The following is a 26,985-nucleotide window of genomic DNA, read 5'->3' as shown; positions in this document are numbered from 1 at the left end:
CGTTTATTTTATTTTTAATTTGTATTTCAATCCGCGATACGCATCCAAGTCGGCGCTTAACGAGCCTACGAGCAAAGTGGCTTTGATGCGCAACGGCACCTTATTTTCGTCGGCTGAAACCCAAACCGTTAAACTTTCTTGTGCTTTAAAGACCCTGCCTGCCTGAACATAGGGTGTAAATTTCATGGACTCAATAGTACCAAATTTTGTTCTTATATTCTCTTTACCTTGGTACTTTAACTTAAATTTAAAGACCTCGCCGTCAAAGAACATATCGATTTCCAAATCCTCCCCCTGTTTGAGGGAATTGATTTTAGGGTGATTTCTCAAATAATAAAACGAAGATACAATGTCTTGAACATTATCGGTAATAGAATAGGTCTTTTCTTCCATTTTTTCATAATCTTTCACCAACACCGTGGCGTTGTCGTGATTAAAAAAGCCCTCTTGATTTTTGGTATAGCCGCCCTCGTTTATCTTTCGAATAAAGCGGTAGGGCACGTTGGTGTTTTTGTTGAAATAACTCTGGTAATCGTCATTTACTTTGAAAAAGAATTTGGTAACACCGGTGGTATACCCATGTCCCTTGGCGTGCAAAACCTTTTTGCCGTCGTATTGGACCTCTTTGAGTTCCATCGTTGCGATTCCCGCATTCACGATACCGTACGTAATTTTAAATTTAAAAAACTCCCCAGCGGCAAAAGCTTTGTTTTGCTGAGCGAAAGTACTGCCGGAGAACAGCAGTATAAGAAGAAGCAAGGGTGTGATCTTTTTCATATATAAATTTATTTTTTACGGTTGGCGAGTATCTGCGCTTGATCCCATTTGTATAATAACAACAAACGCGCCACAACTACACTGTTAAATTATTTATCAAAAATAAGAAACAAAAAAACCCAGCCAAATAAATGACTGAGTTTTTATGCTATTAACCAACCAAAAAACTATAAATTATGAAAAATTTATTACACTCCAACAAGGCTTATGACGACCTTATTTTTGCGAGTGCAAATGTATAATAATTTTCTATTTATAAAAGACCATCGATGTCAATTAACTTTATTTTAACTTTACAGGCCTGTTTGGTGGTTTTTTTTATGATTAATTAACTGAATACTAAAGCGTTCCTCGCTTCTCTTGCTCTCTCTCAATCGATTCGAACAAGGCTTTAAAGTTACCAGCACCGAAGCCTCTAGCGCCCATTCTCTGAATAATTTCAAAGAAAAGAGTTGGACGATCTTCTACAGGTTTGGTAAAGATCTGCAATAAATATCCCTCTTCATCGGCATCGATCATAATGGCCAATTTTTCCAATTCGGCAATATCCTCATGCATCATATCCATGTGTTCTCCCAAACGAGCTGGAATCCCCTCATAGTACGAATGCGGTGGTGCAGATAAAAACTCGACACCTCGCGCTCTCAATTGGGTTACGGTAGTGATGATATCATCGGTAGCTACTGCGATATGCTGAATACCAGGGCCGCCATAGAAGTCCAAATATTCCTCAATTTGAGAACGTTTTGCTCCTTCTGCCGGTTCGTTAATCGGGAATTTAATTCTTCCGTTACCGTTTGACATCACTTTACTCATCAAAGCCGAATACTCGGTGTGAATTTGCTTGTCGTCAAAAGACAGGAAGTTTACAAAGCCCATAACATCTTCATACCACTTTACCCAAGTATCCATTTCGTTCCAACCTACGTTGCCCACCATGTGGTCGATGTATTTTAGACCGGTTGGCTCTGGATTGTAGTCCGATTTCCACTCTACATAGCCTGGTAAAAAGGCTCCTGTATAATTTTTGCGCTCTACAAACATGTGTACGGTTTCGCCATAGGTATAGATTCCCGCGCGTACTACTTCACCAAACTCATCGGTTTCCACGGTTGGTTCCATATACGATTTGGCACCGCGTTTGGTCGTTTCTTCATAAGCTTTTCTAGCATCCTCTACCCATAGTGCTACGATTTTAATCCCGTCACCGTGTTTAACGATATGATCGTTTAGGGGAGATTCTGCCGTTAAAGGCGTCGTCAATACGATTCTGATTTTGTCTTGTACCAATACATAAGATGCACGGTCTCTAACGCCGGTTTCCAAACCGGAGTACGCCAAGGATTGAAAACCAAAAGCCGTTTTATAAAAGTGAGCCGCTTGTTTGGCATTTCCTACATAAAACTCCACATAATCCGTTCCAAATAGCGGAAGAAAATCCTGCGCACCTTCAAATATTTTTTCTAAGCCGAATTCTACTGACTTTACTTCTTTTTTCATTTTAAATCGTTGTTTTTGAGTGTTAGTTGTTTTTATTTGTGGCCATCGAGCCACGACTGATAATAGGATTCATCCGCAATTTGCATGGCTTCTTCTGTTAGCATCAGCGGTTTAAAGGTGTCTACCATAACCGCGAGTTCTTCAGTGCTTGTCTTTCCAATACTGCGCTCTACTGCTCCGGGGTGTGGTCCGTGTGGAATCCCTGCCGGATGTAGGGAAATGTGCCCTGCTTCGATATCGTTTCTACTCATAAAATCCCCATCTACATAATAGAGCACCTCATCACTGTCGATATTGCTGTGATTGTAAGGTGCCGGGATAGAGTCGGGATGATAATCGTACAAACGAGGTACGAAAGAACATATCACAAAAGCATCGGTCTCAAAGGTTTGATGAACCGGAGGCGGCTGGTGAATACGTCCTGTAATAGGCTCAAAATCGTGAATGGAAAAAGCATACGGATAATTATAACCATCATAACCAACCACATCAAAAGGATGTGTCGCATAGACCATATCGAAGATTTCATCTTGTTTTCGGACCTTGATCAGAAAGTCTCCCTTTTCATCGTGGGTTTCCAGATGATCGGGACGACGGATGTCTCTCTCGCAAAATGGGGAATGCTCCAGTAATTGCCCAAACCAGTTTCGGTATCTCTTAGGGGTATAAATCGGTCTTCTAGACTCTACTATAAACAATCGATTGTCTTCGGTATCAAAGTCGATCTTATAAATCACGCCTCGAGGAATCAACAGGTAATCACCGTATTTAAAGGTTAAATTACCCAACATGGTTCTTAAAGTTCCCGTTCCTCTGTGCACAAAAATCAGTTCGTCGGAGTCGGTGTTTTTATAAAAATAGTCGGATGTAGATGCCTTTGGGGCCGCCAAGACAATCGTACAATCGCTGTTGGTCAAAACCGCTTTACGACTCTGTAAAAAATCGTTTTCCGGTTTTACCTGAAAGCCTCTTAATCGATACGATTGAATGTTGTTGGCACGGGCAATCTTTGGCGCAACGCTATACTGTCCTTTGATCTCCTTTACTTGAGTCGGACGGTGTTCGTGATACATATTGGTCGACATACCGTCAAAACCAACAGTTCCAAAGAGTTGTTCGTAATATAAATCTCCGTTGGGCTTTCTAAAAATAGTATGTCTCTTCGGCGGAATTTTTCCTAATTGATGGTATAAGGGCATAATTACTTTGTTTGATTAATGCTAGTTATTCTTATCTACAAAGTTGCAATCTCATTCAGGATTTCTCTTGATCAGATATTTAATTAATGCCAATAAACCGTTCCAAGTTGTCTTCATTACTTTACAAATATCGAGAAAAAAATAACATCTGCAATTTTATACCTTAAAAATACGGTATTTATTTCAAAACAACCTTTAGATTTCTCTTTTTAACAATTTGAACGGAAAGCAGCGCGGTATTTTTTGTAAAAATAGCTTAACAAATCGGTTAAATCCGCACTTCGCGCTGCGGTTTATACCGCATACTCGAGCCTTTTGTTATTCGAAACTGGGCGCGTGCCTGCTCTAAAACCAAAATCCCACGCCAAACCAAGTGTAATGGGTGCGGGTTTCCGGAGACCAGGAGTGTTTGATTTCCATGGGTCCCAGCAGGGTTTCCATTCCGTACCCCACCGCATATCCGGTATACTTCGGCTTGGAAATCCAGTTGGTGGTTTCGAATATCGAATTGCCGATATTGGCAAAGTTGGCCGTAATATTGACGTGGTTTCGCTTAAAGATTTCGTAATCCAATTGGATGCTTCCCTTGACATAGGAGTTGTTAAACAAATCGAGGAAGTCATAGCCGAAAAACGGCACTACACTGTTGGTTTCGGCAAAGCCGTAACCGCCCAAATAGAAGTTGAAAAAGGATGTTTTGGGCTGATTGCCAAAGGTCATTCCGATTTCCGAATGCACGTCTAGCGAGAGTTTTTTATAGATGCGCTTGACAAAACCCAATTCTGCCGTGAGCTGTGAAAAGGGTTCAAAGTCGTTGTTGTAGTCGCTGGAATACAGGTAATGGGCGTATTGCGCCTTCATGATAAACCCCTTGGTGGGGAAGTATTTGTTGTCGTAGCTATCAAAGGTGACATAGGCGTGTCCGACCAAATAATTACTGCGGTCAAAAATGGCTTTTTCCGTGCTGATGGTCTTGGATTGCACATTTAGGTATTTGTGTTCTCCCCCGACCCCGATTAAGAACTTCTGGGCAAAAATGGTCTGGAAATACAAGCGATTGGACACCTCCTCGTAGTCCAGGCTCAAATTGCCCGGTATTTGCTGTTGGCCATTCTCCAAATCGGGATAGGGCACGGTGCGCGTAAAGCGTTTTAATTTGGACGAGACCCCCACACTCCAATAAAAACCGTTGTCGATATAGTAATTCAAATTATACCTGAAGTTATCGCCCAGGATTACATCCAAAGAGGCGACGTCGTTTTTAAACAGCAACTTTTTCTGAGTGATGTTGATCAAGGCGGCGCTTTTATACAGGCCGTCGTAGTGCAAGCCCAGCTTAAGAAAACGCCTAATGGGATTTTCATCCAATCGGATTTGCAGTATGTCTTGATCGCCGTCTTTTTCAAACTGATAGGAAATTCCACTAAAGTTTTGGGTTCCATTCAAATTGTATATTCCCTTTCCCAAGCTTTCGTAAGTGACTTTGGAATGGGCGCGAAAGCCGAGTTTCCCCTGTATATAACTGGCGGTATAGGTTTCCAAAGTGTTGTTGGCGATGGATGAAATGCGCAGGGTATCGGTAAATTTGGGAACGAAGTGGTCTTTTACCGCTTGCGGATTACCGCCTATACGGTTCAATTCCGCTCTGGAAAGCACGGCGGCTTCCTCGCCTTTTTTGATGATTTCCTTGCCCAAATCAAAAGATACCACGTTGTATCCCGCTATATCGGGTTTGATGTAGATATCGGTTTTTTTTCGCTTTCGCCTCATCTGCTTGATCGTCGAGAAGTTGGATATTTGCAGCAATAGATCGGTGGCACCGGTAATGGCTTCACGGTCTTTTAGGCCGTCTTGAACATCGACCCCTATCACGATATCCGCGCCCATTTCGCGCAGCTCTTCTATGGGGTAGTTGTTGACCACCCCACCGTCGATCAGCATTTGCCCGTCGATTTCCACGGGCGAATACAGCGATGGAAAGGCCCCACTGGCCAAGATGGCCTGCGGTAAATTGCCCTGCCTCAAAATTACGGCTTCTCCGGTTTCGGCATTGGTAGCCACACAGAGGAAGGGTATTTGAAGTTCGTCGAAATCTCGTACGTGGCGCACATGCGCCAGCAAACGACTCAATAAGTTGTAGTTGTACATCCCCTTGGACAAAGCCTTGGGCACACCTATTTTAAAATTTTCAAACGGCAAACTCACCGTGTAGATTTCGTCGTTTTTCTTTTCGTAAAATGACTTGGAAATGCGGGGAACATAGTCCTGAATCAGGGCATCGGAATCGACGCGTTGAAAGATGGAATCCAATTCGGATGCGGTATACCCCGCGGCATAGAGTCCACCGATTATCGCCCCCATACTGGTACCCGCTATATAGTCGATCTTAACCCCGGCTTCTTCAATGACCTTTAACACGCCGATATGCGCCAAGCCCTTGGCACCTCCACCGCTTAAAACCACCCCAATCTTAGGTCGATCTTCTACTTCGTCTTGGGCATAGCCGCTAAATGAAATCCAAAAAAAGCTTAAAACAACAATAAGATTTTTCATAAATAAGAATTTATTGTTTTTAACCGCCTTTGAACCGCAATAAATTCTGGTATTGCCACAGCAAAACCCTACGAATTGTACGGCACTTAAAGGCCTGTATTATAAAACTGAGCAATTTTTCGCGCCTTGGACAGTCCCACCACGGCTTCCAACTCCTTTTCCGTGGCTTCTTTGATGCGTTTTACCGACTTAAAATGCCCGATCAACACCTCGGTAGTCTTTTGCCCGATACCGGGAATCTCGTCTAGTGAGGTCTGTATCGCTCCCTTGCTTCTCTTGTCGCGATGAAAGGTAATTCCGAATCTATGTGCTTCGTTTCGAAGGTACTGAATTACTTTTAAGGTTTCCGACTTTTTATCCAAATAAAGCGGAATACTATCGCCGGGATAAAACAATTCTTCCAATCGTTTGGCAATGCCGATTATCGCAATCTTTCCGCGTAAGCCCAAAGCGTCTAAACTCTTTAAAGCGGAGGACAACTGCCCTTTTCCGCCATCGATAATGATGAGTTGCGGCAAGGGCTGATCTTCGTCTAAAAGGCGCTTATAGCGCCTGTATACCACCTCTTCCATCGAAGCGAAGTCGTCGGGTCCCTCGACGGTTTTGATATTGAAGTGGCGGTAGTCCTTCTTGCTGGGCTTGCCGTCTTTAAATACCACACAGGCCGCTACGGGATGGGTTCCCTGAATATTGGAGTTGTCGAAACACTCTATGTGTCGCGGCTCCTGACTCAGGCGCAAATCTTTTTTCATCTGTTGCATAATGCGATTGGCATGGCGCTCAGGATCGACGATTTTCACTTGCTTCATCTGATCCAAACGGTAATATCGCGCATTGCGCTCGGACAAGTCGAGGATTTTCTTTTTATCGCCGAGCTTGGGAACCGTTACCTGCAAATCCGCACCGAGCTCGACGGCAAAGGGCACGACGATTTCCTTGGACAGCAAGTGAAAGCGTTCGCGCAACTCGACGATGGCCAATTCCAACAGTTCCAAATCGGTCTCGTCTAGCTTCTTTTTGATTTCGAGCGTATGCGAACGAATAATCGCTCCGTGTGATACCTGCAAAAAATTGACGTACGCCATCGCTTCGTCGGATATGATAGAAAAGACGTCTATATTGGAGATTTTGGGACTGATGATGGTCGATCTCGACTGGTAATTTTCCAAGGTCTCCATCTTTTCTTTGATCTTTTGGGCTTCTTCAAACTTCATCTCGCTCGCCAGCTGCATCATCAGGGTTCGGAAATCCTTGAGGCTCTCCTTAAAATTTCCCTTTAAAATTTCGCGTATCGCATTGATTTTCTTGGTGTAATGCGCTTCACTTTCGTAGCCTTCGCAGGGCCCGTGGCAGTTGCCAATATGGTATTCCAAGCACACTTTATACTTGCCGGCCTTGATGTTGGTCACCGACAAGTCGTAGGTACAACTGCGCAAGGGATACAGTTCTTTAATCAGATCCAGCAGCGTATATACGGTTTTAACATTGGTATACGGCCCAAAATACTCCGAACCGTCTTTGACCATGCGCCGGGTCGAAAACACTCTGGGAAAGGGCTCGCGCTTGATGCAGATCCACGGATAGGTCTTATCGTCTTTGAGCAGCACGTTGTACCGCGGTTGCAGGCGCTTGATCAGGTTGTTCTCCAGCAGCAACGCATCGGTTTCGGTCGGTACCACGATGTGTTTGATCGACACGATTTTCTTGACCAAAACATTGGTCTTGGCATTGTCGTGTATTTTGTTGAAATAGGAGCCCACGCGTTTTCTCAGGTTTTTTGCCTTTCCGACATATAGGATTTTGTCTTCTTTGTCAAAATATTGATACACACCCGGTTCGTCTGGAAGGGTTTTAATCTGTAGTTCTAAGGCGGAGGTGTTTTTCATAAGCGTTTGGGTATGCCCGATTTGCTCTAACAAAAGTAACGCCTTATCTCGGATAATTCAAATCAACTGCAGAATTATACCCGCTATTTCTTCGGTTTTCACTACATTTATGTTTTAAAATCACCCCATGAGAAATTCCAGAATAATAGAAATTTTAGAGGAAAAAATCGCTCCTGGCGAAACGAAAACCATCAATCTGGAGATTGCCAAATTTCATACCGCCACACGGCTCAAGGTTCCGATTATCATATCGCGCTCCAAAATCGAAGGTCCTACGGTGTTGTTGTCTGCGGGAATCCACGGCGATGAGCTCAACGGCATAGACATCGTACGTCAATTGATCCACAAAAAAATCAACGTTCCCAAAACGGGTACCATCATCTGTATACCGGTGATCAACATCTTTGGGTTTATCAATAAAACGCGTGAGTTTCCCGACGGTCGCGACCTCAATCGGGTTTTTCCCGGCAGCAAATTCGGCTCGTTGGCCAGTCAGTTTGCCCATCATTTGGTCAAGCACATCCTTCCGGTGGTCGATTATGCGATCGACTTTCACGCCGGTGGAGCGAGTCGCTTTAACGCACCGCAAATCCGCATCGCACCGGGCAGTGCGGAACTCGACGAATTGGCTGCTGTTTTCCACGCACCTTTTGTGTTGTATTCCAATTATATAGCGGGTTCTTTTAGAAATGCCTGCGCCAAGCGGCAGGTGAAGATGTTGCTTTTTGAAGGTGGAAAATCCATGGACATCAACGCCTCGGTATCCGATATGGGCGTAGCGGGAACCCTGCGCTTTCTCGATCACCTGGGCATGCTGCGGGCGCCTTTTACCGCTCCAGTGGTCGAAGATAAAATATGCTATATCGCCAAATCGGACTGGGTTCGCGCCAAGCACTCCGGACTGTTTCACAATCATACGCCCATTGGAACTTTTGTGCAAAAAGGCCGTATCTTAGCGGTGATATCCGACCCTTATGGCAAGGGAGAGCAACCGGTAAAAGCGCCGTATACCGGATATATCATCAATACCAACGACGCCTCGATCGTCTACCAAGGCGATGCGATTTTTCACTTATCCACTTCGCTACTTTCCCATGACTAAAAAAGAACTACGCGCAAAATATCAGGCCTTGAGACAGGCCTTAACGCCGGAACAAATCGATCAGGGCAGCTTGGCCCTAGCCAATCAATCGCTGCAACTGCCGATATGGAATTTGACCAACTACCACCTCTTTCTGCCGATTGAACAGAAAAGAGAAGTCAATACCGAATTTCTACTGCATATCTTATCGGGAAAAGACAAGAATATACTGCTGTCCAAATCGGACTTTTCCGACGGCTCGATGACACATTACCTCTTGACCGACAACACGCGTATCGAGAAAAACGCCTACCACATACCCGAACCGGTGGGCGGTATAAGCGTTGCGGCCGATCAAATTGACGTGGTCTTTATTCCGCTATTGGCCTTTGACCAAACGGGGCAACGGGTGGGGTATGGCAAGGGGTTCTACGACCGCTTCCTCGCTTTATGCCGACCGGATGTCGTAAAAATCGGACTCAGTCTCTTCGAAGCCGAAGTCGCTATAAATGACCCTCTTAGCACCGATATTCCGTTGGATTATTGCGTAACGCCCCAAGGTGTTTACACCTTTTAAAACAGATTGGCATCCTTATTGAATACAATAGGAAAAGAAATCACATGAAAAATTTTATTTCCAACCATTTTCGATTGTTGCTGGTGGTCTTGATCAGCACTATAGGACTGAGCAGCTGCGTGGTACACGAAACTTCACACCGCGGCAGAAGACCCGTAGTGATTGTTCAGGAGTCGCATCCGAAACACGGCAAACACCACAAAGAGAAAAAACACCACAAGGAGAAAAAACACTCCAAACACAAAAAGAACTCCTCGCAACGAGGACCGAAGCACAACCGTTAAGCGGCAGCATCTGGTGTTGGGGTTACGCATAAAAAAACCACCATATTGCCCCGGCAATGTGGTGGTTTTTTTTATATCGGCAAACGCTCTAAATCGCGCTGCTTAAAAGGCTATTACTTGGCAAAGGCGCGCTTGTTAAAAGCGATCAATATACCGACACCAATCGATATGGCCGCATCGGCAACATTGAAAATCGCATTGAAGAACGTAAAGTATTTACCGCCCCAAATCGGCAACCACGTTGGCAAATAGCCCTTCCATATCGGAAAGTAAAACATATCGACTACCCTACCGTGAAACCAGGTACCATAGGGCTGATCGGAAAACAAAGTCGCTACCTCGTGATGGCTTTCATTAAAAATCACGCCATAGAAAACCGAATCGATAATATTTCCGAACGCTCCAGCCAGAATCAAGGCCACAGCAACCACTAAAAAGGAAGAAGCTCCTTTTTTGACCGCATCATACAACCAGTAGGCAATACCGCCAACGGCTACTATGCGAAAAAGCGTAAGAAACAACTTGCCATAAGAACCGGGAATTTCAACTCCCCAAGCCATGCCGTCGTTCTCGATAAAGTGGATTCGAAACCAATCCCAAACAAAAACCTCTTCGTCTAAGAGAAAGTTCGTCTTAATGTATATTTTGGACCATTGATCTATCAAAAGAACAGCGATCACTAGAAGCGAGGCTTTTTTAAGTGTCATTTATTGCGATTTGTCAGCAAATGTAATTTATTATTTTGAGAGTTAAAAAAAACGCTCCTATTATAGAGCGTTTTTTTAGTTTAAACAGATTATCGTTGTAGGTTTTTCGCCTCGATACTCATCGTGGCGTGTGGAACCAATTTCAATCGTTCTTTGTTGATTAATTTCCCGGTAACCTTACAGATTCCATAGGTTTTATTCTCAATGCGGATCAGTGCGTTTTTCAAGTCTCTGATAAACTTCTCTTGGCGAATGGCCAATTGCGAGTTTGCTTCCTTTGACATGGTTTCACTTCCTTCTTCGAAGGCTTTGAACGTGGGTGAGGTATCATCCGTACCGTTGTTCAAATCATTCATGTAGGCACTTTTGATCAATTCTAAATCGGCTTGCGCCTTTTCGATTTTTTTCAAAATCAACTCTTTGAATTCCGTCAAATCAGCATCAGAATAGCGGATGTTTTCTCCTATCATAACATGCTTATTTTAAAATTAATATTCTGGTTTTTAGCTCGTCAAATTCAATTTCTACACCGTCCACCACTTCTGATACGAATTCCAGGGTGTGTGTTAATGTCTCTGACTTAATGTAATCTTCGTTGTCCAAAACAGCGGCTTTAATCGTCGTCTGATCTTGTAAGACTACTTTGATTTTATCGGTAACTTCCAAACCGGCGTCTTTGCGCAGGTTCTGAATGCGATTAATCAATTCTCTGGCGATTCCCTCCTTACGAAGCTCCTCTGTAATGGTAATATCCAAGGCAACAGTAATTCCATCGGAATTAGCAACTAACCAGCCTTCTATATCCTGAGAGGTGATTTCCACGTCCGAGAGTGTTAATATAATACTATTTTCTGCCAATTGTACATAAATATTTCCGTTTTTTTCGATTTCAGAAATATCCGCTGACGAAAAAGCCTGTATCTTACTAGCTATCAGCCCCATATCTTTTCCGAATCGCGGACCCAATGTTTTGAAGTTTGGCTTGATTTGTTTGACCAATACTCCGGAAGCATCGTCAATCAATTCAATCTCTTTGACATTCACTTCGGCCATAATCAAGTCAGAGACAGCCATTAACTCCTCTCTTTGCAATTCGTCCAACACGGGAATCATCACTTTTTGAAGCGGCTGACGCACCTTGATCATCTCTTTTTTACGCAGGGACAGCACCAGGGAAGAAACTGTTTGTGCCTTCTCCATTTTACTCTCCAGTCGCTTATCGATAAACGCGTCATCTCCTATAGGAAAGTCTGCCAAATGTATGGATTCAAACGTTTCCTTAGCGGTGGTTTGCGTTAAGTCTCTGTAAAGTTTATCCATGAAAAACGGGGCTATAGGCGCCGCTAATTTTGCCACGGTAGTCAAACAGGTATACAGGGTTTGGTAGGCGGCGATTTTATCGGTTGCGTACTCTCCTTTCCAGAATCTTCTTCTGCACAAACGCACATACCAGTTGCTCAGGTTTTCCTGAACAAAATCGGAAATGGCTCTTGCTGCTCTGGTCGGTTCGTAATCGGCATAAAATGCGTCTACGCTTTGAATCAAGGTATGGAGTTCCGACAGGATCCAACGGTCTATTTCTGGGCGTTGATCCAAGGGAACCTCAGCTTCTTTATAGGTAAATCCATCGATATTGGCATAAAGGGCAAAGAACGAATAGGTATTGTATAGGGTTCCGAAGAACTTTCTTCGCACCTCGGCTATACCGTCTACGTCGAACTTTAAGTTGTCCCACGGATTCGCATTGGAAATCATGTACCAACGCGTGGCATCCGGGCCATAGGTTTGCAGGGTTTCAAACGGATCGACTGCATTGCCCCAACGCTTGGACATTTTTTGTCCGTTTTTGTCCAAAACCAAACCGTTTGACATCACATTTTTATAGGCATTGGTATCAAATACCAAGGTCGAAATGGCGTGTAGGGTATAGAACCAACCGCGGGTTTGATCGACCCCTTCGGCGATAAAGTCTGCTGGAAATGCTTTGTTTCCATCGACCATCTCTTTGTTTTCGAAAGGATAATGCCATTGCGCATACGGCATGGCTCCGGAGTCAAACCACACATCGATCAAGTCGCTCTCGCGCTCCATCGGTTTGCCCGACGCAGATACTAGAACGATCTTATCCACGACATTTTTATGCAAGTCGACCAAATCGTAGTTCTCTTCCGACATATTGCCGACTTCAAAGCCCTCAAAAGGATTGCCCTGCTGTATGCCCGCAGCGATCGACTTGTCGATCTCCGCCATTAATTCCGCGACAGAACCGATGATTATCTCTTCCGATTTGTCTTCTGTTCTCCAGATGGGCAAGGGGATACCCCAATAACGCGATCGGGATAAATTCCAGTCATTGGCATTTTTCAACCAGTTTCCAAAACGGCCTTCACCGGTGGATTTCGGTTTCCAATTGATGGTTTCATTCAAGTCGAACATGCGGTCTTTGACCTCCGTTACTTGGATAAACCACGAGTCCAATGGGTAATATAAAATCGGTTTGTCCGTTCTCCAACAATGTGGGTAACTGTGGACGTATTTCTCTACTTTAAACGCTTTGTTTTCCTCTTTTAATCGGATGGCAATCTCCACGTCTACCGAACGCTCCGGAGCTTGTCCGTCGTCATAGTATTCGTTTTTAACGTATTTACCAGCCATATCTCCCATGGCGCTCACAAAACGCCCTTGTAAGTCTACCAAAGGCACGGCGTTTTCTTGTTCGTCTAAAATCAACATCGGCGGCACTTCTGGAACGGCTTCTTTGGCCACTCGAGCATCATCTGCTCCAAAGGTCGGCGCGGTGTGTACAATACCGGTTCCATCTTCTGTGGTTACAAAATCGCCGGCAATAACTCTAAACGCGTTCTCTGGATTTTGATACGGCAAGGTATAAGCCAGCAGCTGTTCGTAGGTCGTGCCCACTAAGTCGGCTCCTTTAAATTCTTTGATTTCGAAATAAGGGATTTTTTTGTCGTTGGCCGTATAGTTTGCCAGTTCTTCTACTGCCGCCACAGCGGTATATTTACCTGCAAATTGCTTTGCAACCAAGGCCTTAGCCAAAATTACTTGAACGGGCTCAAAGGTGTATTGATTAAAGGTTTTCACCAATACATAATCGATTTTTGGCCCAACGGTCAAAGCGGTATTCGAGGGCAATGTCCACGGTGTCGTGGTCCATGCCAAGAAATGTATCGCGCCATATCCCCTTAAAAATTCCGGTAAGCTGTCTTCTTTAGCCAAGAACTGAGCGACGATAGTAGTGTCTGTCACCTCTCTATAACTACCGGGTTGGTTGACTTCATGTGTAGACAAGCCCGTTCCCGCTTTGGGTGAGTAAGGCTGAATGGTGTAGCCCTTGTACATCAAGTCTTTGTCGTAAATTTGCTTTAGCAACCACCAAACGGTTTCCATATATTTGGATTTGTAGGTCACATACGGATCTTCCATATCGACCCAATACCCCATTTGTTCGGTCAATTCATTCCATAAATCGGTATAGCGCATTACGGTTCTCTTACAAGCTTCGTTATACTCTTCTATGGATATTTTGGTTCCAATATCTTCTTTGGTGATTCCCAATTCCTTTTCAGTTCCCAATTCTACGGGCAAACCGTGGGTATCCCATCCGGCTTTACGCTTTACTTGGAATCCCTTTTGGGTTTTGTATCGGCAAAAAATATCTTTAATCGCACGAGCCATTACGTGGTGAATACCCGGTTTTCCATTGGCTGAAGGAGGGCCTTCAAAAAACACAAACGGTTGTTGTCCCTCTCGGGTGGTTATGCTCTTTTCGAATATAGCTTGTTCCTTCCAAAACTGCAGCATTTCTGCAGCTACATTTGTCAAATCTAGTCCTTTATATTCTGTAAATTTCGTGCTCATTATCTATTTTTTCAAAATCAGTAGTGCGAAATTAAACAATTTCAACTAATTATACCCTGCCTTGTAAAAGTAAAAGACCTGCAAAAAAAAGAAACTGTGGGTTTTCAATTGCAATTACGCCACGTGACCGCCATTTCAACTCGGATTTAGCGGATTCCAACCCCTTTTTTGCCGCTTATCCCCGCGCTTTATAAGCAGTTAAAAACCCTTTTCATTCAAAAAACTCCGCCGACAACCGCTCGTATGCGCCACAACGTAGCGGCTGTTGCCCAATAAAAAACCCGCCATACCGAAAAGGTAAGCGGGCCAAAGGGGTAAGCGGTATAAAAATCAACGAAAGCGTTGGTAGCGATCGGTATAACAGTCGTAACACTGTCCTCTTAAGATCAGTTGACCGTCTTTTAGCATCAGCGATTGCGGCATCGACTCCGCAGCTTTTAAGATGTCTTGGGGTTCCGCACTTTCGATCACTTTTCCCGGCTCAATTACATAACTTTGCTCGGATATTTTTTGACCTTTTTCCCAGCGAATCATCCGGTCTTGCTCCAACTGCAACACGCTTTCTCTGTGGGCGGCATCGAAAGTCGTTGTCGTACCGGCCAAACCACCGGAACGCGATACCAACACCCAAGTGCCCAAAGGGGAGAGGTCGTGGGTTACCACGGGCTTAAGACCGCCACAACTCCATAACAAAACGGAAAAAACCAGCATACTTATTCGCTTAATCATCTCTAATAGGATTTTAATGGAAATCGGTCTTGTCTACTGCCTTTCTCAGCGCCCCTGCTGTACTAACACCAGGAAATGCCGGTAAAAGTCACACTACCGCTTTCTCTTTACAGGATTATTTTGGTATAAAAATAGCCATTCGTCGCTCTTTATCCAATGGTTTCGCGGTAAAATTCGCACTTAAAAACGATCCCGCGCACGACATGCTCAAAACAACAAGCGACGGCTTTAGGTCTGAGATATGCAGTAATCACTCTATATCATTAAAAACAGCCGAGGACGAAGGCTGGCGAACGAAATCGAAGATTCGATTTCGTCAATCCCTTAGTGTGGCGAAACAAAAAACCGAATCACGATACAGCTGCTATCAATAATAAAAACAGTGTTTTCTACTTTTTAATGCCATATTCAATAGTTCAAAACATACAGTAACTGTTACCAATTAAATGCTACAAGCATCAGCAAGATGCCGGCGCCAGCGGGGATTCGTTTTATTAACTATTCACTATAAATTTACATGTAATAAATATCATTATTAAGACAATCAATACATTAATTATATTTGCCAAAATAGAATGTTTTTTATAAAACAATAATGTTGATAATTGCACTAAGAATAAAGGTACTATTATATAAAGATCAATATAATATGCTCCAAAGAAATCTTTTGATGGTATCAAATTAATAATTACAGCTAAACTAATAGAAATTATAATTGAGAAACTTACAACCTTATTCATTGTGTGCTTTTTTAATTAATTCCTTACTTAATTTTACGGTGTCATCATAATTTTTGAAGTTATACGACTTCCCTCCATCTGGTATTTCGGTTCCTCCAACTCCCCTTAATCCTGTAACTAAATGAGCTGCACCAAACCATTTTGAACCATATCCTTTTGCATCTACTTGGCCTTGAACCCAACCATAGTAAACATTTCTCTGATAAACAGATTGATAAGCACTTGCTCTTAGATTATTAGTGCTGTAAACAGCTGCCGCACGAAATCGAAGATTCGTCCTAGTCAATCTTTTCGTATGGAGAAACAAAAAACCGAATCACTACAAAGCTCTTTCAACAATAAAAATAATATTTTCTACTTTTTAATGCCATGTGTAATAGTTCAAAAACATACATTAACTGCTACCAAATAGATTCTACTAAACTTTATAGACACCAGTGAGATGCCAGCGCCAGCACATGAAACTTTAATCAATACACATTCATCATACTTTTATCACGTAAATAAAATGAAAACAATGTTTTTTCACTTAATGGAACGGCAATACTATCTTTATTTTCAAAGTAAAGATATAATTTGACATCTTTAATAATATCTTTTGTGATTTGTATTTTTTTATTTGTATGAACCTTCTCCATAGAATTAAAAATAGAATCTAATTTAGCTCCTCTCATCTCATCTTGACTAAAACAAATAAAAACTGTATCTTCAGCAGAAACTGCAGGTGGAAACATTGCGATATATTCAAATTTATTTTCAGCATAGAATAGACTAAAATCAGTGGTTTTAATCTGACTTCTTATTTGAGAATTATAAATCTTAATTTCGAAGCATAAACTGTTTTTATCTTTTCTTAAATTACTTAAATAGTAAAGTTTCACTTTTTTTATCTCTAATAAATCAAAATCTTTACTAGATAAATTTTCAACTTGAAAAAAGAATTCTTCTCCTGTTTTATTTCCGCAAGATAAATACAAAACACATACAAAAAACAGCACTAAATTTCTCATCTAATTTGAATTTCTTTTATAGTAATGATTGATGACTTCTCTATAATCCATTGTAGTATTCTTCCAAGAAGGTAATTTCATTTGATAATGAATTGCACGTTGTTCCATATTTTGTTTATTAAGAAAATTTGATTTTATTAATCCGTCATACCCGGCTTTGGTATACCGCATAAACCACATTGTGTTTTCCCAGTATATTCCTTTTGGTCAGCACCTTAAGATCCTTTAAAAAACTCAGGCTGCCATAGCCGTTTAAACGCACCGAATCACTTAGCGCATGGGGGTCTTTTAACCAAATCTTAGGGCCGAATTTCCCCTTGGGCTGCGCTTGTAAACAAACCGCCATCAAGACAAAATACCAGATGGAAAAAAACCTAAACATATAAACTCTTTTAGACACTTAAAAAATCCGTGCGCTAATTGACTTTACAATTATACAAAAAAATAAAAAATAAAATTTAATTAACAACTTTAACATTTAAAATACCAATAAAAGAAAAACAAAGCAAACTAAAGTCATAAATTTATCACAATTTTGCGAATAAAATTTACGCAAGACGGCTGAATTTTCGCATAGTAAGGGAAGTGTCCGGTTTAAAAAACGGCCAAAAAACAGGCAAACCCGCGATTGGCGGGTTTAATTTTTTTTGATTTGGACGGGAATTTAGTCCGAAAAAATTTCTTTGAGGACCGTGAGGGAATTGGGGTTTCGAAATCCAGAAATATGCAGGTTGTAATACCTCAACAACAAATTCAATAGGTTGTTGCGCTCCCTACCGCTAAAAACCCGTTGGTCCGACAGAAATCCGTGTTGAAGCAAGCGCTTAAAGAGCTGGGTGTCTGCCGCTTCAAAACAGTCGCGATCTTGGAAATGGGTAAAATTACCGGCCACGGGATTAAAAAACGGGGCTTCGGCTTCGGAGTAATCGGGATAAAACCCCAGGTATTTGGTAATTCCCAATAGGGTTATCAGGTGAAAATTCGAAGCCTCCTCTTGGTGATCAAACCAGAGCAAAGCGGCTTCGAGATACTCAAACAGGGGTTCGTTGGGCTCTTCTTCTTTAATGGTGTGGTGGAGCATTTCCGAGACAAAAGTCGCCATGCTGTTTTTGTAGAAATCGCCGTAAATCGTTTGATAGGGGTGTGCGAGTTTGAGTTCTTTTATATACTCCAAACCGCCTTTATTCTTGTGCTGTGCTTCGATTTCCAATAGGGTTAAGGGCCTGAAATAGGCATTGTTTTGCGCTCCTTTTCCCCTGGCATAGGCATTGCGTATATAATAGGACTTCACGCCACTAGCTTGGGTAAAGCACTTGACAATCAGACTTTTTTCTTGGTATTTGACCGCGCTCAACACCACGGCCTTGGTATGGATTAACATTAGCGGATCACCATGATTTTTTTGACGGTTTTATCCGTGCCATCCTTGGAGGAAACCAGAATCAAATACACGCCCGAGTTGACCTTGTTTCCAGAAAGCGAATAGGTGTTCCACAATACGGTTCCCCCTTCTGCCGTGGCTTCAAACACCAGATTGCCCTCTACGTCGGTAATCTTGACGTTGGATTTGTCCATCAGTCCGGATATTTTGACATCGCCATTAAATTCGGGGCGCACGGGATTGGGATACGCAAACACATTGCTAAAGGAGGTCGTTGCTGCTGTAGCACTTCCCTTAAAGGACACCATGCCTTTATCTGTGGCAAAAAACACCTCTCCAGTGACTCCGTCTATTTCGATATCGCTGATGTTGTTGCTCGGCAAAGGGGAATTGTCCTTGGTAAAACGCTGTAGGGTTTTTTGTCCGTTTGGCGATACCAAAAACACGCCGGCATCGGCCAGTGCGACCCATTTATTATTGGCGCCATCGACCTTGATTTTGGTAATACTCTGGTGGTAAAACAACTCTTGTGCAATGCCGTCTTCTTTGATAATGATCGAATTGGCTGTCAATTGGGCTTCGTTGAGAAAGCGATCCACACTGGGCAATACGCGCAATCCCTTATAAGTCCCGATCCACAATTGGTTGTTGTTGTCCAAGGCAATGCTGCGCACATCCACATCGGGCATATTGCCGATTGTGGTATTGAGCACTAGGGTTTTAAGTCCCTTTTTTTCGTTAAAGCCCACTAAACCGCGGTTGTTGGTTCCCATCCATTTGGTGCCGTTTTTATCGATCAGCGGCACGCCAAAACTCACCTTATCCACTTCGGACAGGCTGTTTTTTAGACTGTAGGACGTCCATTCGCCATTGGCGCGCATCTCCTTAATCGAAGCGCTCACCAGGCTGTTGGTCATCCACGCATTGCCCTCCGCGTCAAAGGCCGTTCCGTTGATGCGGACAGAGGTATAATCCACGGGTACCGCTTCGACCTTTTGCAAGCCGTTGGCCCCGGTGTTGAGGTGGTTGTATAAAACGACCTCACTCTCTTTTAAGTCTTGATTTTTTAAGGTGATATCCAAAAAGCCCGTATGAAAGGAACTCACGTATAAATGACCCGGTTTACGCGGGTTAACCGCTGCATACGACAAGACTTGTGCGTTCTTTAATCGTTGATAAGGCAGTTGATCCCATCCCTTATTCGCGCTAAAAAAACTCATGCCATAACTCGCCAAACCCGGATTATGCGGGTTGTAATCCTTGTTATAACCGCCAAAAATCATCCATAGTCCGGCGTCGGTTTTCAACAGGGAAAACACCCGGTTGCTCAAGGGCCCTTCGGGAGATAGGGAATTGGGTTGCTGCGTCATCGAATGCTCATACTGCAACAAGCCGCCGGAATTCGTACCGATATAACCCTCATTACCCACGATTAAAGCCGAGGTAAATCCGTCGCTCAACTCATACTGTGCTGGAATATACACAATCAAATCGCCTTGGGCAGTAAACCACGAGCTCCCCGCTGCGGTAGTGGCGATCAATTGGTCGTCTGCACTGACTTGAACATCCAAAACCGGTTGCTGAAATTCGTGTTGTACCGCTGCTACATCGCCGTTAAAACGGTAGAGCTTATCGTCGTCTTTAATACCGGCCAAGCGTCCAGACCACGCAAAGAGCTGGTTCCACTTTCCGTAGTCATAAACTTCCCATTGGGCAAAATCGACCAAATTTGGATTGCTCAACAATCCTCTTTTAATCCCTTCCTCGGTGGCGGCATAAATCCAATTGCCGATCACCACTGTTTGTTTTACTTGGATATTCTCACCGGATTCTCCGATGAAATACGTATCGCCAAAGGCGTTGTTATTGAGGTTTAACACACTGATCCCATATTGGGTACTGATTAGCAAATCGCCCCCGCTTTCGATCAGGGCATTGATTCGCTTTGCCGTAGGCGGTATGGATGTTTTGTTTAGAATGTCGTTGATCACGGTTATTTTACCCGTTGGCCGATGTAGAATCTGTAGGGAACCGTCTTCGTTGCCGACGATGAGTTTTTTAAATTTCTCGCTGTACCACAATGCGGTGATCTCTTGCGTTTTTAACCCCTCTATAGAGCTCACGGTTTCGACCTGTTTGGAAGCGATGTCAAAAATCAAGATGGAACTGCCCGCCGCTGCATATACCTGAGTCGGCGATGCCGTAACTGCGGTGACTTGCGCATAGGAGAAATAGCCCTTCCAGGAATGGGTTTGCGCTTGCCCCGAAAGACCGATAAACAAGACAAAGAGGTAGCAAATAGACTTCATGGGAACAGATTTAAAACACAAATATATTATAACACCTTCATATTTACAGGTATTTGTAAAAATAAAAAAAAGGCGCTTGATACCAAGCGCCTTTTCAACTATCTAAAAGCTTGTTCCAAATCTTGAATCAAGTCGTCTATATCTTCTACCCCCACGCTTAGGCGAACCAAATCGTCGGTCACCCCAATTTCCTTGCGCTTGTCTTCGGGTATGGAAGCATGCGTCATCAGTGCGGGGTGATTGGCCAAGGACTCTACGCCTCCTAAGGATTCTGCCAAGGTAAAGACCGCTACGCGTTCTAAGAAGTCAATGGCATCTGCCTTGGCTCCGGATTTAAAGGTAAAGGAAACCATCCCTCCAAAACCGTTTTTCATCTGCTTTTGAGCGACGTCGAACTGCGGGTGTTCCTCCAATCCCGGGTAGAAAACCTGGGCTACTTTGGGATGATTTTTTAAATAATGGGCCACTTTCATACCGTTTTCGGAATGTCTTTGCACGCGCAAATGCAGGGTTTTGATTCCTCTAAGCACCAAAAAGCTCTCTTGGGGGCCCAATGTGGCCCCGGTGGCAAATTGATAGAAGTGCAATTGCTCGCCCAATTCGGCTTCTTTGGTAATCAGTGCTCCAGCGATTACGTCTGAGTGTCCACCGAGGTATTTGGTTGCGGAATGCATAACCACATCGGCGCCCAAATCCAACGGATTTTGCAAATACGGCGTGGCAAAGGTATTGTCGACTGCGAAAAGGATGTTTTTGGCTTTGGTAATCTGTGCGATACGCGCAATATCCGCCAACTTCATCAACGGATTGGTCGGTGTTTCCACCCATACCAATTTGGTTTTGTCGGTGATTGCCGCTTGAAACTGCTCCAAATCGTTCATGTCGACAAAGTGAAACACGATGCCCATGTCTTGATATATCCGGGTAAACATTCTATAGGTACCCCCGTAGAGGTCGTCCATAGCAATGACCTCATCACCGGGCTTTAACATGCGCAGCACGCAATCTGTCGCTGCTAATCCCGACGAAAATGCTAAGCCTCGTGCACCGTTTTCGATGCTGGCCAACGCGTTTTCCAAGGCCGTTCGAGTCGGATTGGCCGCACGGCTGTACTCATATCCCGAGTGAACACCCGGGCTGCTTTGTGCAAAAGTGGAAGTATGATATACCGGAGGCATCACAGCGCCTGTACTAGGATCGACTTGCTGACCTCCATGAATGGTTTTGGTGTTGAATTTCATAGCTAAATAGGTTTGTTTGTTTTATATATATTGTATTAGGACGACCGCTAGCACGGGTGTCACTCGCTTAAGTCCTTGGGCGGCTCACTACTCCTTCTAAATCCGCCTTTGCACAAAGGCACTCGCCAACGCTTGCTCACGGGCTTTTGCAACCGCTGCAACCGCCGGATTTGGAGGCGATTAAAAAGAAGCTTCGTCCAAAGGGATTTAAACACAAATATACTTTTAATTCCAAAGTAAATTGTATAAATTTGTTATTAATTAACACTTTTCCGAACGCCTTATGAAGATTCTATTCCCCCTGTTTGCGAGTTTATTAGTAGTTGTTAGTTGCCAAAAAGACAAGACTTTAGTCTTTGAAAATCAGAAATTCGAACAGCAGTCGACCAAGCCGTGCGACCAGGACGATTGCACCACCGCAGTAGTCGAAATTCCCGTGGCTACCACCGCCAATTCCATCGCGGCAGACAGCATCAATAAAACCCTTTTAAAAACCGTTAGCACGATCGTCTCTTTTGAAGAGGAACCCCTTAAGGCGGTTTCTTATGAGGCCGTGGTTCACTCCTTTGTCGATTCGTACAACCAACTCAAAAAGGAGTACCCCAAGGAGAGTACCCCTTGGCAGGCGAAAATCAAGGGTCATATCACCTACCAAAGCCCGCAATTGCTCGCCATACAACTCGATCACTATACGTTTTCTGGCGGTGCCCACGGCTATGAAGGGGTTCGCGGTTTAAACTTCAATCCGGAAAACGGCCATCTGTATACCGCCGACGAACTGATACTCGACCGCCAAGGCCTGTCGGATTTGGTCGAGAAAAAACTGCGCAGTCAACTTCAAATCCCAAGCGATAAGGGCATCAACAGCACGGGATTGATGTTTGAAGACGACCGTTTTAAACTGCCAGACACCTTTTTATTTCTAAAAGATGCCTTTGTCGCCTACTACAACACCTACGAGATCGCCTCTTATGCCGATGGTCCGACCAAGTTGGTCTTTACCCCTGAGGAAGTAGCGCCTTTTCTACGCGTAAAATAATTCGGTAAAGCCCCCGGACTTTGGGCATTTATTGGTTATTTTTGCCTCTTACTGAAACCGCTGATTTTGAGCATCTATAAAAAAATTTTTAAGCAAACAGCCATTTATGGCTTAGCCACGGTATTCCCGAAGTTACTCGGCTTTTTCCTGGTGTCTTTCCACACCTCGTTTATGGCGAACAACGTCTATGGCGAATACAATATCGTATTCTCCGTTATGATGTTTTTCAACGTGGTTCTGGCCTTTGGTATGGAAACCGCCTTTTTTAGATTCTACAACCTTCGCGACGAAAAGCGGGAAGTGGTCAACAATTCCATGTTGTATTTGACGATTACCTCGCTGTTGTTTTTAACCGTGGGACTCTCGACGCAGAGCTACTGGAGTGCCTACCTGCAGGTCGATACCACAATCATTCAATACCTGATTTGGATTTTGGTGCTCGATGCTCTGGTGATCATTCCCTTTTCCAAGCTCCGCGCCAATCAGCGCCCCGCTTTTTACAGCGCGGTAAAAATGGGCAATGTCTTGGTCAATGTGTCGCTAAATATCTTTTTTCTATACGGGCTGCCGCAACTGGCCGATGCCTATCCCGAGTCGTTCTTTGGCAGTATATACGTCGAAGGCCAACAGGTTCAATACGTATTCCTCGCCAATCTGATCGCCAGTGCCTTGACCTTGTTGGTCTTTGCCTCGGATTACCTCAAAATTACCCTGAGCTTTAATGTCGCCCTGAGCAAACAGATGATTAAATACGGTTTTCCCGTTATGATCGGCGGCTTGGCCTTTGCCATTAACGAGAGTTTCGACAAGATCCTATTGGGGCGCTTGCTTCCTCCAGACATCGCCTTAATCGAAGTCGGGAAATACGCAGCCTGCTATAAGCTCGGCTTGTTTATGGTCCTTTTTCGACAGGCTTACACCTTGGGAATCGAGCCCTTTTTCTTCAATTATGCCAAAAATGAAGATGCCCCAACCAAATATGCCACCATCACCAAATACTTTGCGATAATCGGCAGTTTGATCATGCTCTGCGTCATCGTTTTTGTCGACATCCTCAAACCGATCATGATTCCCAACCCCACCTATTGGGAAGCGATGAAAGTGGTTCCCCTGATTATCTTAGCCAATTTCTGCCTGGGTATTTACACCAACTTATCGGTGTGGTACAAACTCCGAGACAAGACGATAATCGGCGCCTATATCTCGATTTTTGGCGCTGTGCTTACCATAGTGCTCAACTACGCCTTAATTCCGATATGGAGCTATGTGGGCTCGGCTATAGCCACTCTTATAGCCTATGGCAGTATGATGTTGATATCGTATGTACTCGGCAACCGCTATTACCCCATACCCTACAACAAAAAAGCCATAGTGGGCTATACGGGTATGTCTATCGCCTTTTCCGCCATTTACTTTTACGGCTTTCGCGAAAATTATTGGGTTGGCGTGGCGTTTATCGCCATTTTTCTGGGTTTTCTCTATAAATACGAAGGAAAATTACTTCGTAATATCATTAAATAACCCCCAGCGCCTCCATTAAATCTACAGAATACATTATATTTGTTTCACCTACTGCAAGGCTGCGTTCCACGCCCTTAACGGATGTGGTTGCGGTGCGGAAATTCGAGTAAATAGCCCGCAGTTTGAAAAGAAATCATCAACGACCACCGAAAACCGGGCGGATTGAAATACCCGTAACCCTGCCTCGGCTGGCCGTGTAAAGCGATAAAAAAACTACTAATATCAGTATATGAAAACCGTTAAAATCATCAACCGATCGAATCATCCGTTACCGAATTACGAGACCAGCTCGTCTGCGGGTATGGATTTACGGGCTCATCTCAGTGCCCCGATCACTTTAAAATCCTTGGAAAGAACCATCGTTCCCACAGGCCTCTTTATCGAATTGCCCGAAGGATACGAAGCGCAAATACGCCCGCGCAGTGGCTTGGCGGCAAAAAGGGGAATTACCCTGCTCAATTCGCCGGGAACCATAGACGCGGATTATCGCGGAGAAATTGGCATTATATTGGTCAACCTTTCCAGCGAGCCCTTTACCATTGAAAACGGAGAGCGCATAGCCCAGCTCGTGCTGGCCAAATTTGAACAAGTGCAGTGGGAAACCACCGAAATACTGTCGGAAACCGAGCGTGGAGCAGGTGGATTTGGCAGTACGGGAACCAAATAAAAACAACTAAAAAATATCCGATGAAAATTATAGTACCTATGGCCGGACGGGGATCACGTCTACGCCCTCACACACTTACTGTACCCAAGCCCTTAATTCCCATTGCGGGAAAACCCATCGTACACCGATTGGTAGAAGATATTGCTAAAGTTCTAGACGGTTCCATCGAGGAGATTGCCTTTATCATACACGAAAGCTTTGGCAAAGCCGTCGAAGCAGACTTGATTGCCATAGCCGAGAAATTGGGCGCTAGGGGAAACATCTACTACCAAAATGAAGCATTGGGCACGGCTCATGCCATTTTGTGCGCCAAAGAAAGCATGGAAGGCCCTGTAGTAGTCGCCTATGCAGACACCTTGTTTCGGGCCGACTTCTCTTTGGACAAAACCGCCGACAGCGTGATTTGGGTCAAACAAGTTGCCGACCCCAGCGCTTTTGGCGTGGTACAACTCAACGACAAAAACGAAATCGTCGACTTTGTCGAAAAACCCACTCAATTCGTATCCGACTTGGCCATCATTGGTATTTACTACTTTAAGAGCGGCGAAACCCTGCGCAGCGAATTGGAATACCTCTTGGACAACAACCTGACCAAAGGCGGAGAATACCAATTGACCGATGCCCTGGAAAACATGAAGCAAAAGGGCATGCGCTTTGTGCCGGGCAAGGTGGAAGAATGGATGGACTGCGGCAACAAAAACGTCACGGTAGACACCAACAACCGCATGTTGCAATTTTTGCAAGAGGACCAAATCAACTTAGTGGCGCCTTCGGTACAGCTGGAAAACAGCACCATCATTCCCCCGTGCTATATCGGAGAACAGGTGGTGATTAAAAACAGCACCGTTGGTCCTAATGTATCTTTGGGAACGGGAACCACTGTCGAAAACGCCACAATCAGCAACAGCTTGGTACAAACCCACGCCCAAATTCGAAACGCCCAATTGGACAATGCGATGGTGGGCAACCACGCGATTTACGACGGGAAACACACCCAAATCAGTATCGGAGACTACTCCGTATTGGAATAATACCCTAAAAATCCGTTTTATTTTTGATGAAACGGATTTTACCTTCAAAAAGGAATGTTATTTGATAGTCTATTAGAAACCCTCAACCATGAAAAAGGCCTTTGCTTTTACCCTGTTAATACTGAGCCTGGCGGCGTGTAAAACCGTGAGAAATACCGGAACCGATGTGTCGGAATCCGCGGCAACCCAATCGAAAACGGTGCTAAACATCGTCAACGGCCATTACAAAAACAGCGGAACGTTTAAAACGGCCTTGATTCGCGGCAACACCAACTACAAGGGCAACGGACAAAGCTTTACGGCAAATACCGAAATCCGCATAGAAAAGGACAAACAAATATTGCTCACGGTGAAAATGCTGGGCTTTACCGTAGCCAAAGCCCTGATCACGCAAGACAAGGTGCAGTATTACGAAAAGATGAACAGCGCTTATTTTGAGGGCGATTACCGCACGCTCAGCCAATGGTTAGGCACGGATCTCGACTTTCAAAAGGTACAGAATCTACTGCTAGGCCACGCGATTAACGATTTGACCAAGGAGAAACTCGTCGCGAGTTTAGAAGATGGGCTGCACAAACTGCAGTCGACCACCAACAAGGGATTGGCCGCTACCTATTACTTTGAAAATGAGGATTTGCTACTAAAAAAAGAAGCGATTACACAAAAAAACGAAAACCGATCGGTAACGATATCGTATCCCGGATATCAGAAAGCGCAAAACATCACCCTGCCCACTAAAATAAATATTGAGGCAGCACAAGAAAAAACCATACATTTGAGCATTCTTTATAACCAAGCCACTTTTGACGAGGAACTCAGCTTCTCGTACAGTGTGCCAAGTGATTATAAACGCATCTCTATTAATTAAATTGGC

The 26,985-nt window shown here is 44.0% G+C and carries 23 protein-coding genes; 8 read left to right on the top strand and 15 right to left on the bottom strand.

Features of this window, described 5'->3' with window-relative positions:
- Nucleotides 1-3: 3 nt before the first annotated feature.
- The 5 genes from ACQZ43_RS04700 to uvrC form a co-directional block, all read right to left on the bottom strand.
- Nucleotides 4-777: a DUF3108 domain-containing protein gene (locus ACQZ43_RS04700; protein ID WP_430614792.1), complete on the bottom strand. Its 774-nt coding sequence runs from the start codon at nt 775-777 to the stop codon at nt 4-6.
- A 339-nt stretch (nt 778-1,116) separates the two neighbouring features.
- Complete coding sequence (gene hppD / locus ACQZ43_RS04695) at nt 1,117-2,277, bottom strand: 4-hydroxyphenylpyruvate dioxygenase (RefSeq protein ID WP_430614791.1); 1,161 nt, start codon at nt 2,275-2,277, stop codon at nt 1,117-1,119.
- A gap of 32 nt (nt 2,278-2,309) precedes the next feature.
- Nucleotides 2,310-3,476 (bottom strand): homogentisate 1,2-dioxygenase, encoded by a 1,167-nt coding sequence (locus ACQZ43_RS04690; RefSeq protein ID WP_430614790.1) that lies wholly within the window; start codon nt 3,474-3,476, stop codon nt 2,310-2,312.
- Nucleotides 3,477-3,821: 345 nt separating this feature from the next.
- Complete coding sequence (locus ACQZ43_RS04685) at nt 3,822-6,029, bottom strand: patatin-like phospholipase family protein (protein WP_430614789.1); 2,208 nt, start codon at nt 6,027-6,029, stop codon at nt 3,822-3,824.
- An 86-nt stretch (nt 6,030-6,115) separates the two neighbouring features.
- Nucleotides 6,116-7,915 (bottom strand): excinuclease ABC subunit UvrC, encoded by a 1,800-nt coding sequence (gene uvrC, locus ACQZ43_RS04680; RefSeq protein WP_430614787.1) that lies wholly within the window; start codon nt 7,913-7,915, stop codon nt 6,116-6,118.
- Nucleotides 7,916-8,042: 127 nt separating this feature from the next.
- Here uvrC and ACQZ43_RS04675 point away from each other — a divergent pair, with 127 nt between their 5' ends.
- Genes ACQZ43_RS04675 through ACQZ43_RS04665 form a run of 3 tightly spaced genes read left to right on the top strand, consistent with a single transcriptional unit; the run spans nt 8,043 to nt 9,857 of the window.
- Nucleotides 8,043-9,017, top strand: a complete 975-nt coding sequence (locus ACQZ43_RS04675) for a succinylglutamate desuccinylase/aspartoacylase family protein (protein WP_430614786.1) — start codon at nt 8,043-8,045, stop codon at nt 9,015-9,017.
- The gene (locus tag ACQZ43_RS04670; protein WP_430614785.1) at nt 9,010-9,573 is read left to right on the top strand and encodes a 5-formyltetrahydrofolate cyclo-ligase; all 564 of its coding nucleotides are present in this window, start codon (nt 9,010-9,012) and stop codon (nt 9,571-9,573) included. The genes ACQZ43_RS04675 and ACQZ43_RS04670 overlap by 8 nt, the downstream gene beginning before the upstream one ends.
- 44 nt (nt 9,574-9,617) lie before the next feature.
- Nucleotides 9,618-9,857 (top strand): hypothetical protein, encoded by a 240-nt coding sequence (locus tag ACQZ43_RS04665; protein ID WP_430614784.1) that lies wholly within the window; start codon nt 9,618-9,620, stop codon nt 9,855-9,857.
- Between the two features lie 113 nt (nt 9,858-9,970).
- Here ACQZ43_RS04665 and ACQZ43_RS04660 read toward each other — a convergent pair whose 3' ends face one another.
- From ACQZ43_RS04660 to ACQZ43_RS04615, 10 genes are all read right to left on the bottom strand, one after another.
- Nucleotides 9,971-10,564: a lipoprotein signal peptidase gene (locus ACQZ43_RS04660; RefSeq protein ID WP_430614783.1), complete on the bottom strand. Its 594-nt coding sequence runs from the start codon at nt 10,562-10,564 to the stop codon at nt 9,971-9,973.
- 89 nt (nt 10,565-10,653) lie between these two features.
- Nucleotides 10,654-11,034, bottom strand: coding sequence for a TraR/DksA family transcriptional regulator (locus ACQZ43_RS04655; protein ID WP_219294413.1), 381 nt, complete (start codon nt 11,032-11,034; stop codon nt 10,654-10,656).
- Nucleotides 11,035-11,041: 7 nt separating this feature from the next.
- Nucleotides 11,042-14,443, bottom strand: a complete 3,402-nt coding sequence (ileS, locus tag ACQZ43_RS04650) for an isoleucine--tRNA ligase (RefSeq protein WP_430614781.1) — start codon at nt 14,441-14,443, stop codon at nt 11,042-11,044.
- A 330-nt stretch (nt 14,444-14,773) separates the two neighbouring features.
- Nucleotides 14,774-15,172, bottom strand: a complete 399-nt coding sequence (locus tag ACQZ43_RS04645) for a hypothetical protein (protein WP_430614780.1) — start codon at nt 15,170-15,172, stop codon at nt 14,774-14,776.
- A gap of 732 nt (nt 15,173-15,904) precedes the next feature.
- Nucleotides 15,905-16,198, bottom strand: coding sequence for a hypothetical protein (locus ACQZ43_RS04640; protein WP_430614779.1), 294 nt, complete (start codon nt 16,196-16,198; stop codon nt 15,905-15,907).
- Between the two features lie 184 nt (nt 16,199-16,382).
- Entirely contained in the window at nt 16,383-16,922 is a 540-nt protein-coding gene (locus ACQZ43_RS04635; protein WP_430614778.1) for a hypothetical protein, read from the bottom strand.
- A gap of 145 nt (nt 16,923-17,067) precedes the next feature.
- On the bottom strand, nt 17,068-17,304 hold the full coding sequence (locus ACQZ43_RS04630; protein WP_430614777.1) for a hypothetical protein: 237 nt from the start codon (nt 17,302-17,304) through the stop codon (nt 17,068-17,070).
- Nucleotides 17,305-17,586: 282 nt separating this feature from the next.
- Nucleotides 17,587-18,303, bottom strand: coding sequence for a DNA repair protein RecO (gene recO / locus ACQZ43_RS04625; protein ID WP_430614776.1), 717 nt, complete (start codon nt 18,301-18,303; stop codon nt 17,587-17,589).
- Nucleotides 18,303-20,612 (bottom strand): T9SS type A sorting domain-containing protein, encoded by a 2,310-nt coding sequence (locus tag ACQZ43_RS04620; protein WP_430614775.1) that lies wholly within the window; start codon nt 20,610-20,612, stop codon nt 18,303-18,305. Before ACQZ43_RS04620 ends, recO begins: the two co-directional genes overlap by 1 nt.
- Nucleotides 20,613-20,710: 98 nt before the next feature.
- Nucleotides 20,711-21,853, bottom strand: coding sequence for a cystathionine gamma-synthase (locus ACQZ43_RS04615; protein ID WP_430614773.1), 1,143 nt, complete (start codon nt 21,851-21,853; stop codon nt 20,711-20,713).
- Nucleotides 21,854-22,136: 283 nt separating this feature from the next.
- On the opposite strand from ACQZ43_RS04615, the gene ACQZ43_RS04610 reads away from it, so the two are divergent.
- The 5 genes from ACQZ43_RS04610 to ACQZ43_RS04590 all read left to right on the top strand — a co-directional run bounded on the left by ACQZ43_RS04610 (nt 22,137) and on the right by ACQZ43_RS04590 (nt 26,979).
- Nucleotides 22,137-22,892, top strand: a complete 756-nt coding sequence (locus tag ACQZ43_RS04610; RefSeq protein ID WP_430614772.1) for a PdaC/SigV domain-containing protein — start codon at nt 22,137-22,139, stop codon at nt 22,890-22,892.
- A 66-nt stretch (nt 22,893-22,958) separates the two neighbouring features.
- Nucleotides 22,959-24,413: a polysaccharide biosynthesis C-terminal domain-containing protein gene (locus tag ACQZ43_RS04605; RefSeq protein ID WP_430614771.1), complete on the top strand. Its 1,455-nt coding sequence runs from the start codon at nt 22,959-22,961 to the stop codon at nt 24,411-24,413.
- A gap of 229 nt (nt 24,414-24,642) precedes the next feature.
- Nucleotides 24,643-25,080, top strand: coding sequence for a dUTP diphosphatase (gene dut, locus ACQZ43_RS04600; protein ID WP_430614770.1), 438 nt, complete (start codon nt 24,643-24,645; stop codon nt 25,078-25,080).
- A gap of 20 nt (nt 25,081-25,100) precedes the next feature.
- On the top strand, nt 25,101-26,111 hold the full coding sequence (locus ACQZ43_RS04595; protein ID WP_430614769.1) for a sugar phosphate nucleotidyltransferase: 1,011 nt from the start codon (nt 25,101-25,103) through the stop codon (nt 26,109-26,111).
- A gap of 88 nt (nt 26,112-26,199) precedes the next feature.
- The gene (locus ACQZ43_RS04590) at nt 26,200-26,979 is read left to right on the top strand and encodes a lipoprotein insertase outer membrane protein LolB (RefSeq protein ID WP_430614768.1); all 780 of its coding nucleotides are present in this window, start codon (nt 26,200-26,202) and stop codon (nt 26,977-26,979) included.
- Nucleotides 26,980-26,985 lie beyond the last annotated feature (6 nt).

Origin of the sequence: Flavobacterium sp. JP2137, from assembly GCF_050562195.1 — a bacterium.
Classification (GTDB): domain Bacteria; phylum Bacteroidota; class Bacteroidia; order Flavobacteriales; family Flavobacteriaceae; genus Flavobacterium.
The sequence above is the reverse complement of the archived record's forward strand: the minus strand, read 5'-3'. Positions and strand labels throughout refer to the sequence as shown.

What these genes read in the sequence shown, in the direction of transcription:
- ACQZ43_RS04615 (WP_430614773.1), bottom strand. Translation starts at nt 21,853, where the DNA reads ATGAAATTCAACACCAAAACCATTCATGGAGGTCAGCAAGTCGATCCT.
- ACQZ43_RS04630 (WP_430614777.1), bottom strand. Translation starts at nt 17,304, where the DNA reads ATGTTTAGGTTTTTTTCCATCTGGTATTTTGTCTTGATGGCGGTTTGT.
- ACQZ43_RS04700 (WP_430614792.1), bottom strand. Translation starts at nt 777, where the DNA reads ATGAAAAAGATCACACCCTTGCTTCTTCTTATACTGCTGTTCTCCGGC.
- ACQZ43_RS04595 (WP_430614769.1), top strand. Translation starts at nt 25,101, where the DNA reads ATGAAAATTATAGTACCTATGGCCGGACGGGGATCACGTCTACGCCCT.
- ACQZ43_RS04655 (WP_219294413.1), bottom strand. Translation starts at nt 11,034, where the DNA reads ATGATAGGAGAAAACATCCGCTATTCTGATGCTGATTTGACGGAATTC.
- ACQZ43_RS04670 (WP_430614785.1), top strand. Translation starts at nt 9,010, where the DNA reads ATGACTAAAAAAGAACTACGCGCAAAATATCAGGCCTTGAGACAGGCC.
- ACQZ43_RS04620 (WP_430614775.1), bottom strand. Translation starts at nt 20,612, where the DNA reads ATGAAGTCTATTTGCTACCTCTTTGTCTTGTTTATCGGTCTTTCGGGG.
- ACQZ43_RS04665 (WP_430614784.1), top strand. Translation starts at nt 9,618, where the DNA reads ATGAAAAATTTTATTTCCAACCATTTTCGATTGTTGCTGGTGGTCTTG.
- ACQZ43_RS04645 (WP_430614780.1), bottom strand. Translation starts at nt 15,172, where the DNA reads ATGATTAAGCGAATAAGTATGCTGGTTTTTTCCGTTTTGTTATGGAGT.
- ACQZ43_RS04635 (WP_430614778.1), bottom strand. Translation starts at nt 16,922, where the DNA reads ATGAGAAATTTAGTGCTGTTTTTTGTATGTGTTTTGTATTTATCTTGC.
- ACQZ43_RS04685 (WP_430614789.1), bottom strand. Translation starts at nt 6,029, where the DNA reads ATGAAAAATCTTATTGTTGTTTTAAGCTTTTTTTGGATTTCATTTAGC.
- recO (WP_430614776.1), bottom strand. Translation starts at nt 18,303, where the DNA reads ATGTTAATCCATACCAAGGCCGTGGTGTTGAGCGCGGTCAAATACCAA.
- ACQZ43_RS04690 (WP_430614790.1), bottom strand. Translation starts at nt 3,476, where the DNA reads ATGCCCTTATACCATCAATTAGGAAAAATTCCGCCGAAGAGACATACT.
- ileS (WP_430614781.1), bottom strand. Translation starts at nt 14,443, where the DNA reads ATGAGCACGAAATTTACAGAATATAAAGGACTAGATTTGACAAATGTA.
- ACQZ43_RS04590 (WP_430614768.1), top strand. Translation starts at nt 26,200, where the DNA reads ATGAAAAAGGCCTTTGCTTTTACCCTGTTAATACTGAGCCTGGCGGCG.
- dut (WP_430614770.1), top strand. Translation starts at nt 24,643, where the DNA reads ATGAAAACCGTTAAAATCATCAACCGATCGAATCATCCGTTACCGAAT.
- hppD (WP_430614791.1), bottom strand. Translation starts at nt 2,277, where the DNA reads ATGAAAAAAGAAGTAAAGTCAGTAGAATTCGGCTTAGAAAAAATATTT.
- ACQZ43_RS04610 (WP_430614772.1), top strand. Translation starts at nt 22,137, where the DNA reads ATGAAGATTCTATTCCCCCTGTTTGCGAGTTTATTAGTAGTTGTTAGT.
- uvrC (WP_430614787.1), bottom strand. Translation starts at nt 7,915, where the DNA reads ATGAAAAACACCTCCGCCTTAGAACTACAGATTAAAACCCTTCCAGAC.
- ACQZ43_RS04675 (WP_430614786.1), top strand. Translation starts at nt 8,043, where the DNA reads ATGAGAAATTCCAGAATAATAGAAATTTTAGAGGAAAAAATCGCTCCT.
- ACQZ43_RS04660 (WP_430614783.1), bottom strand. Translation starts at nt 10,564, where the DNA reads ATGACACTTAAAAAAGCCTCGCTTCTAGTGATCGCTGTTCTTTTGATA.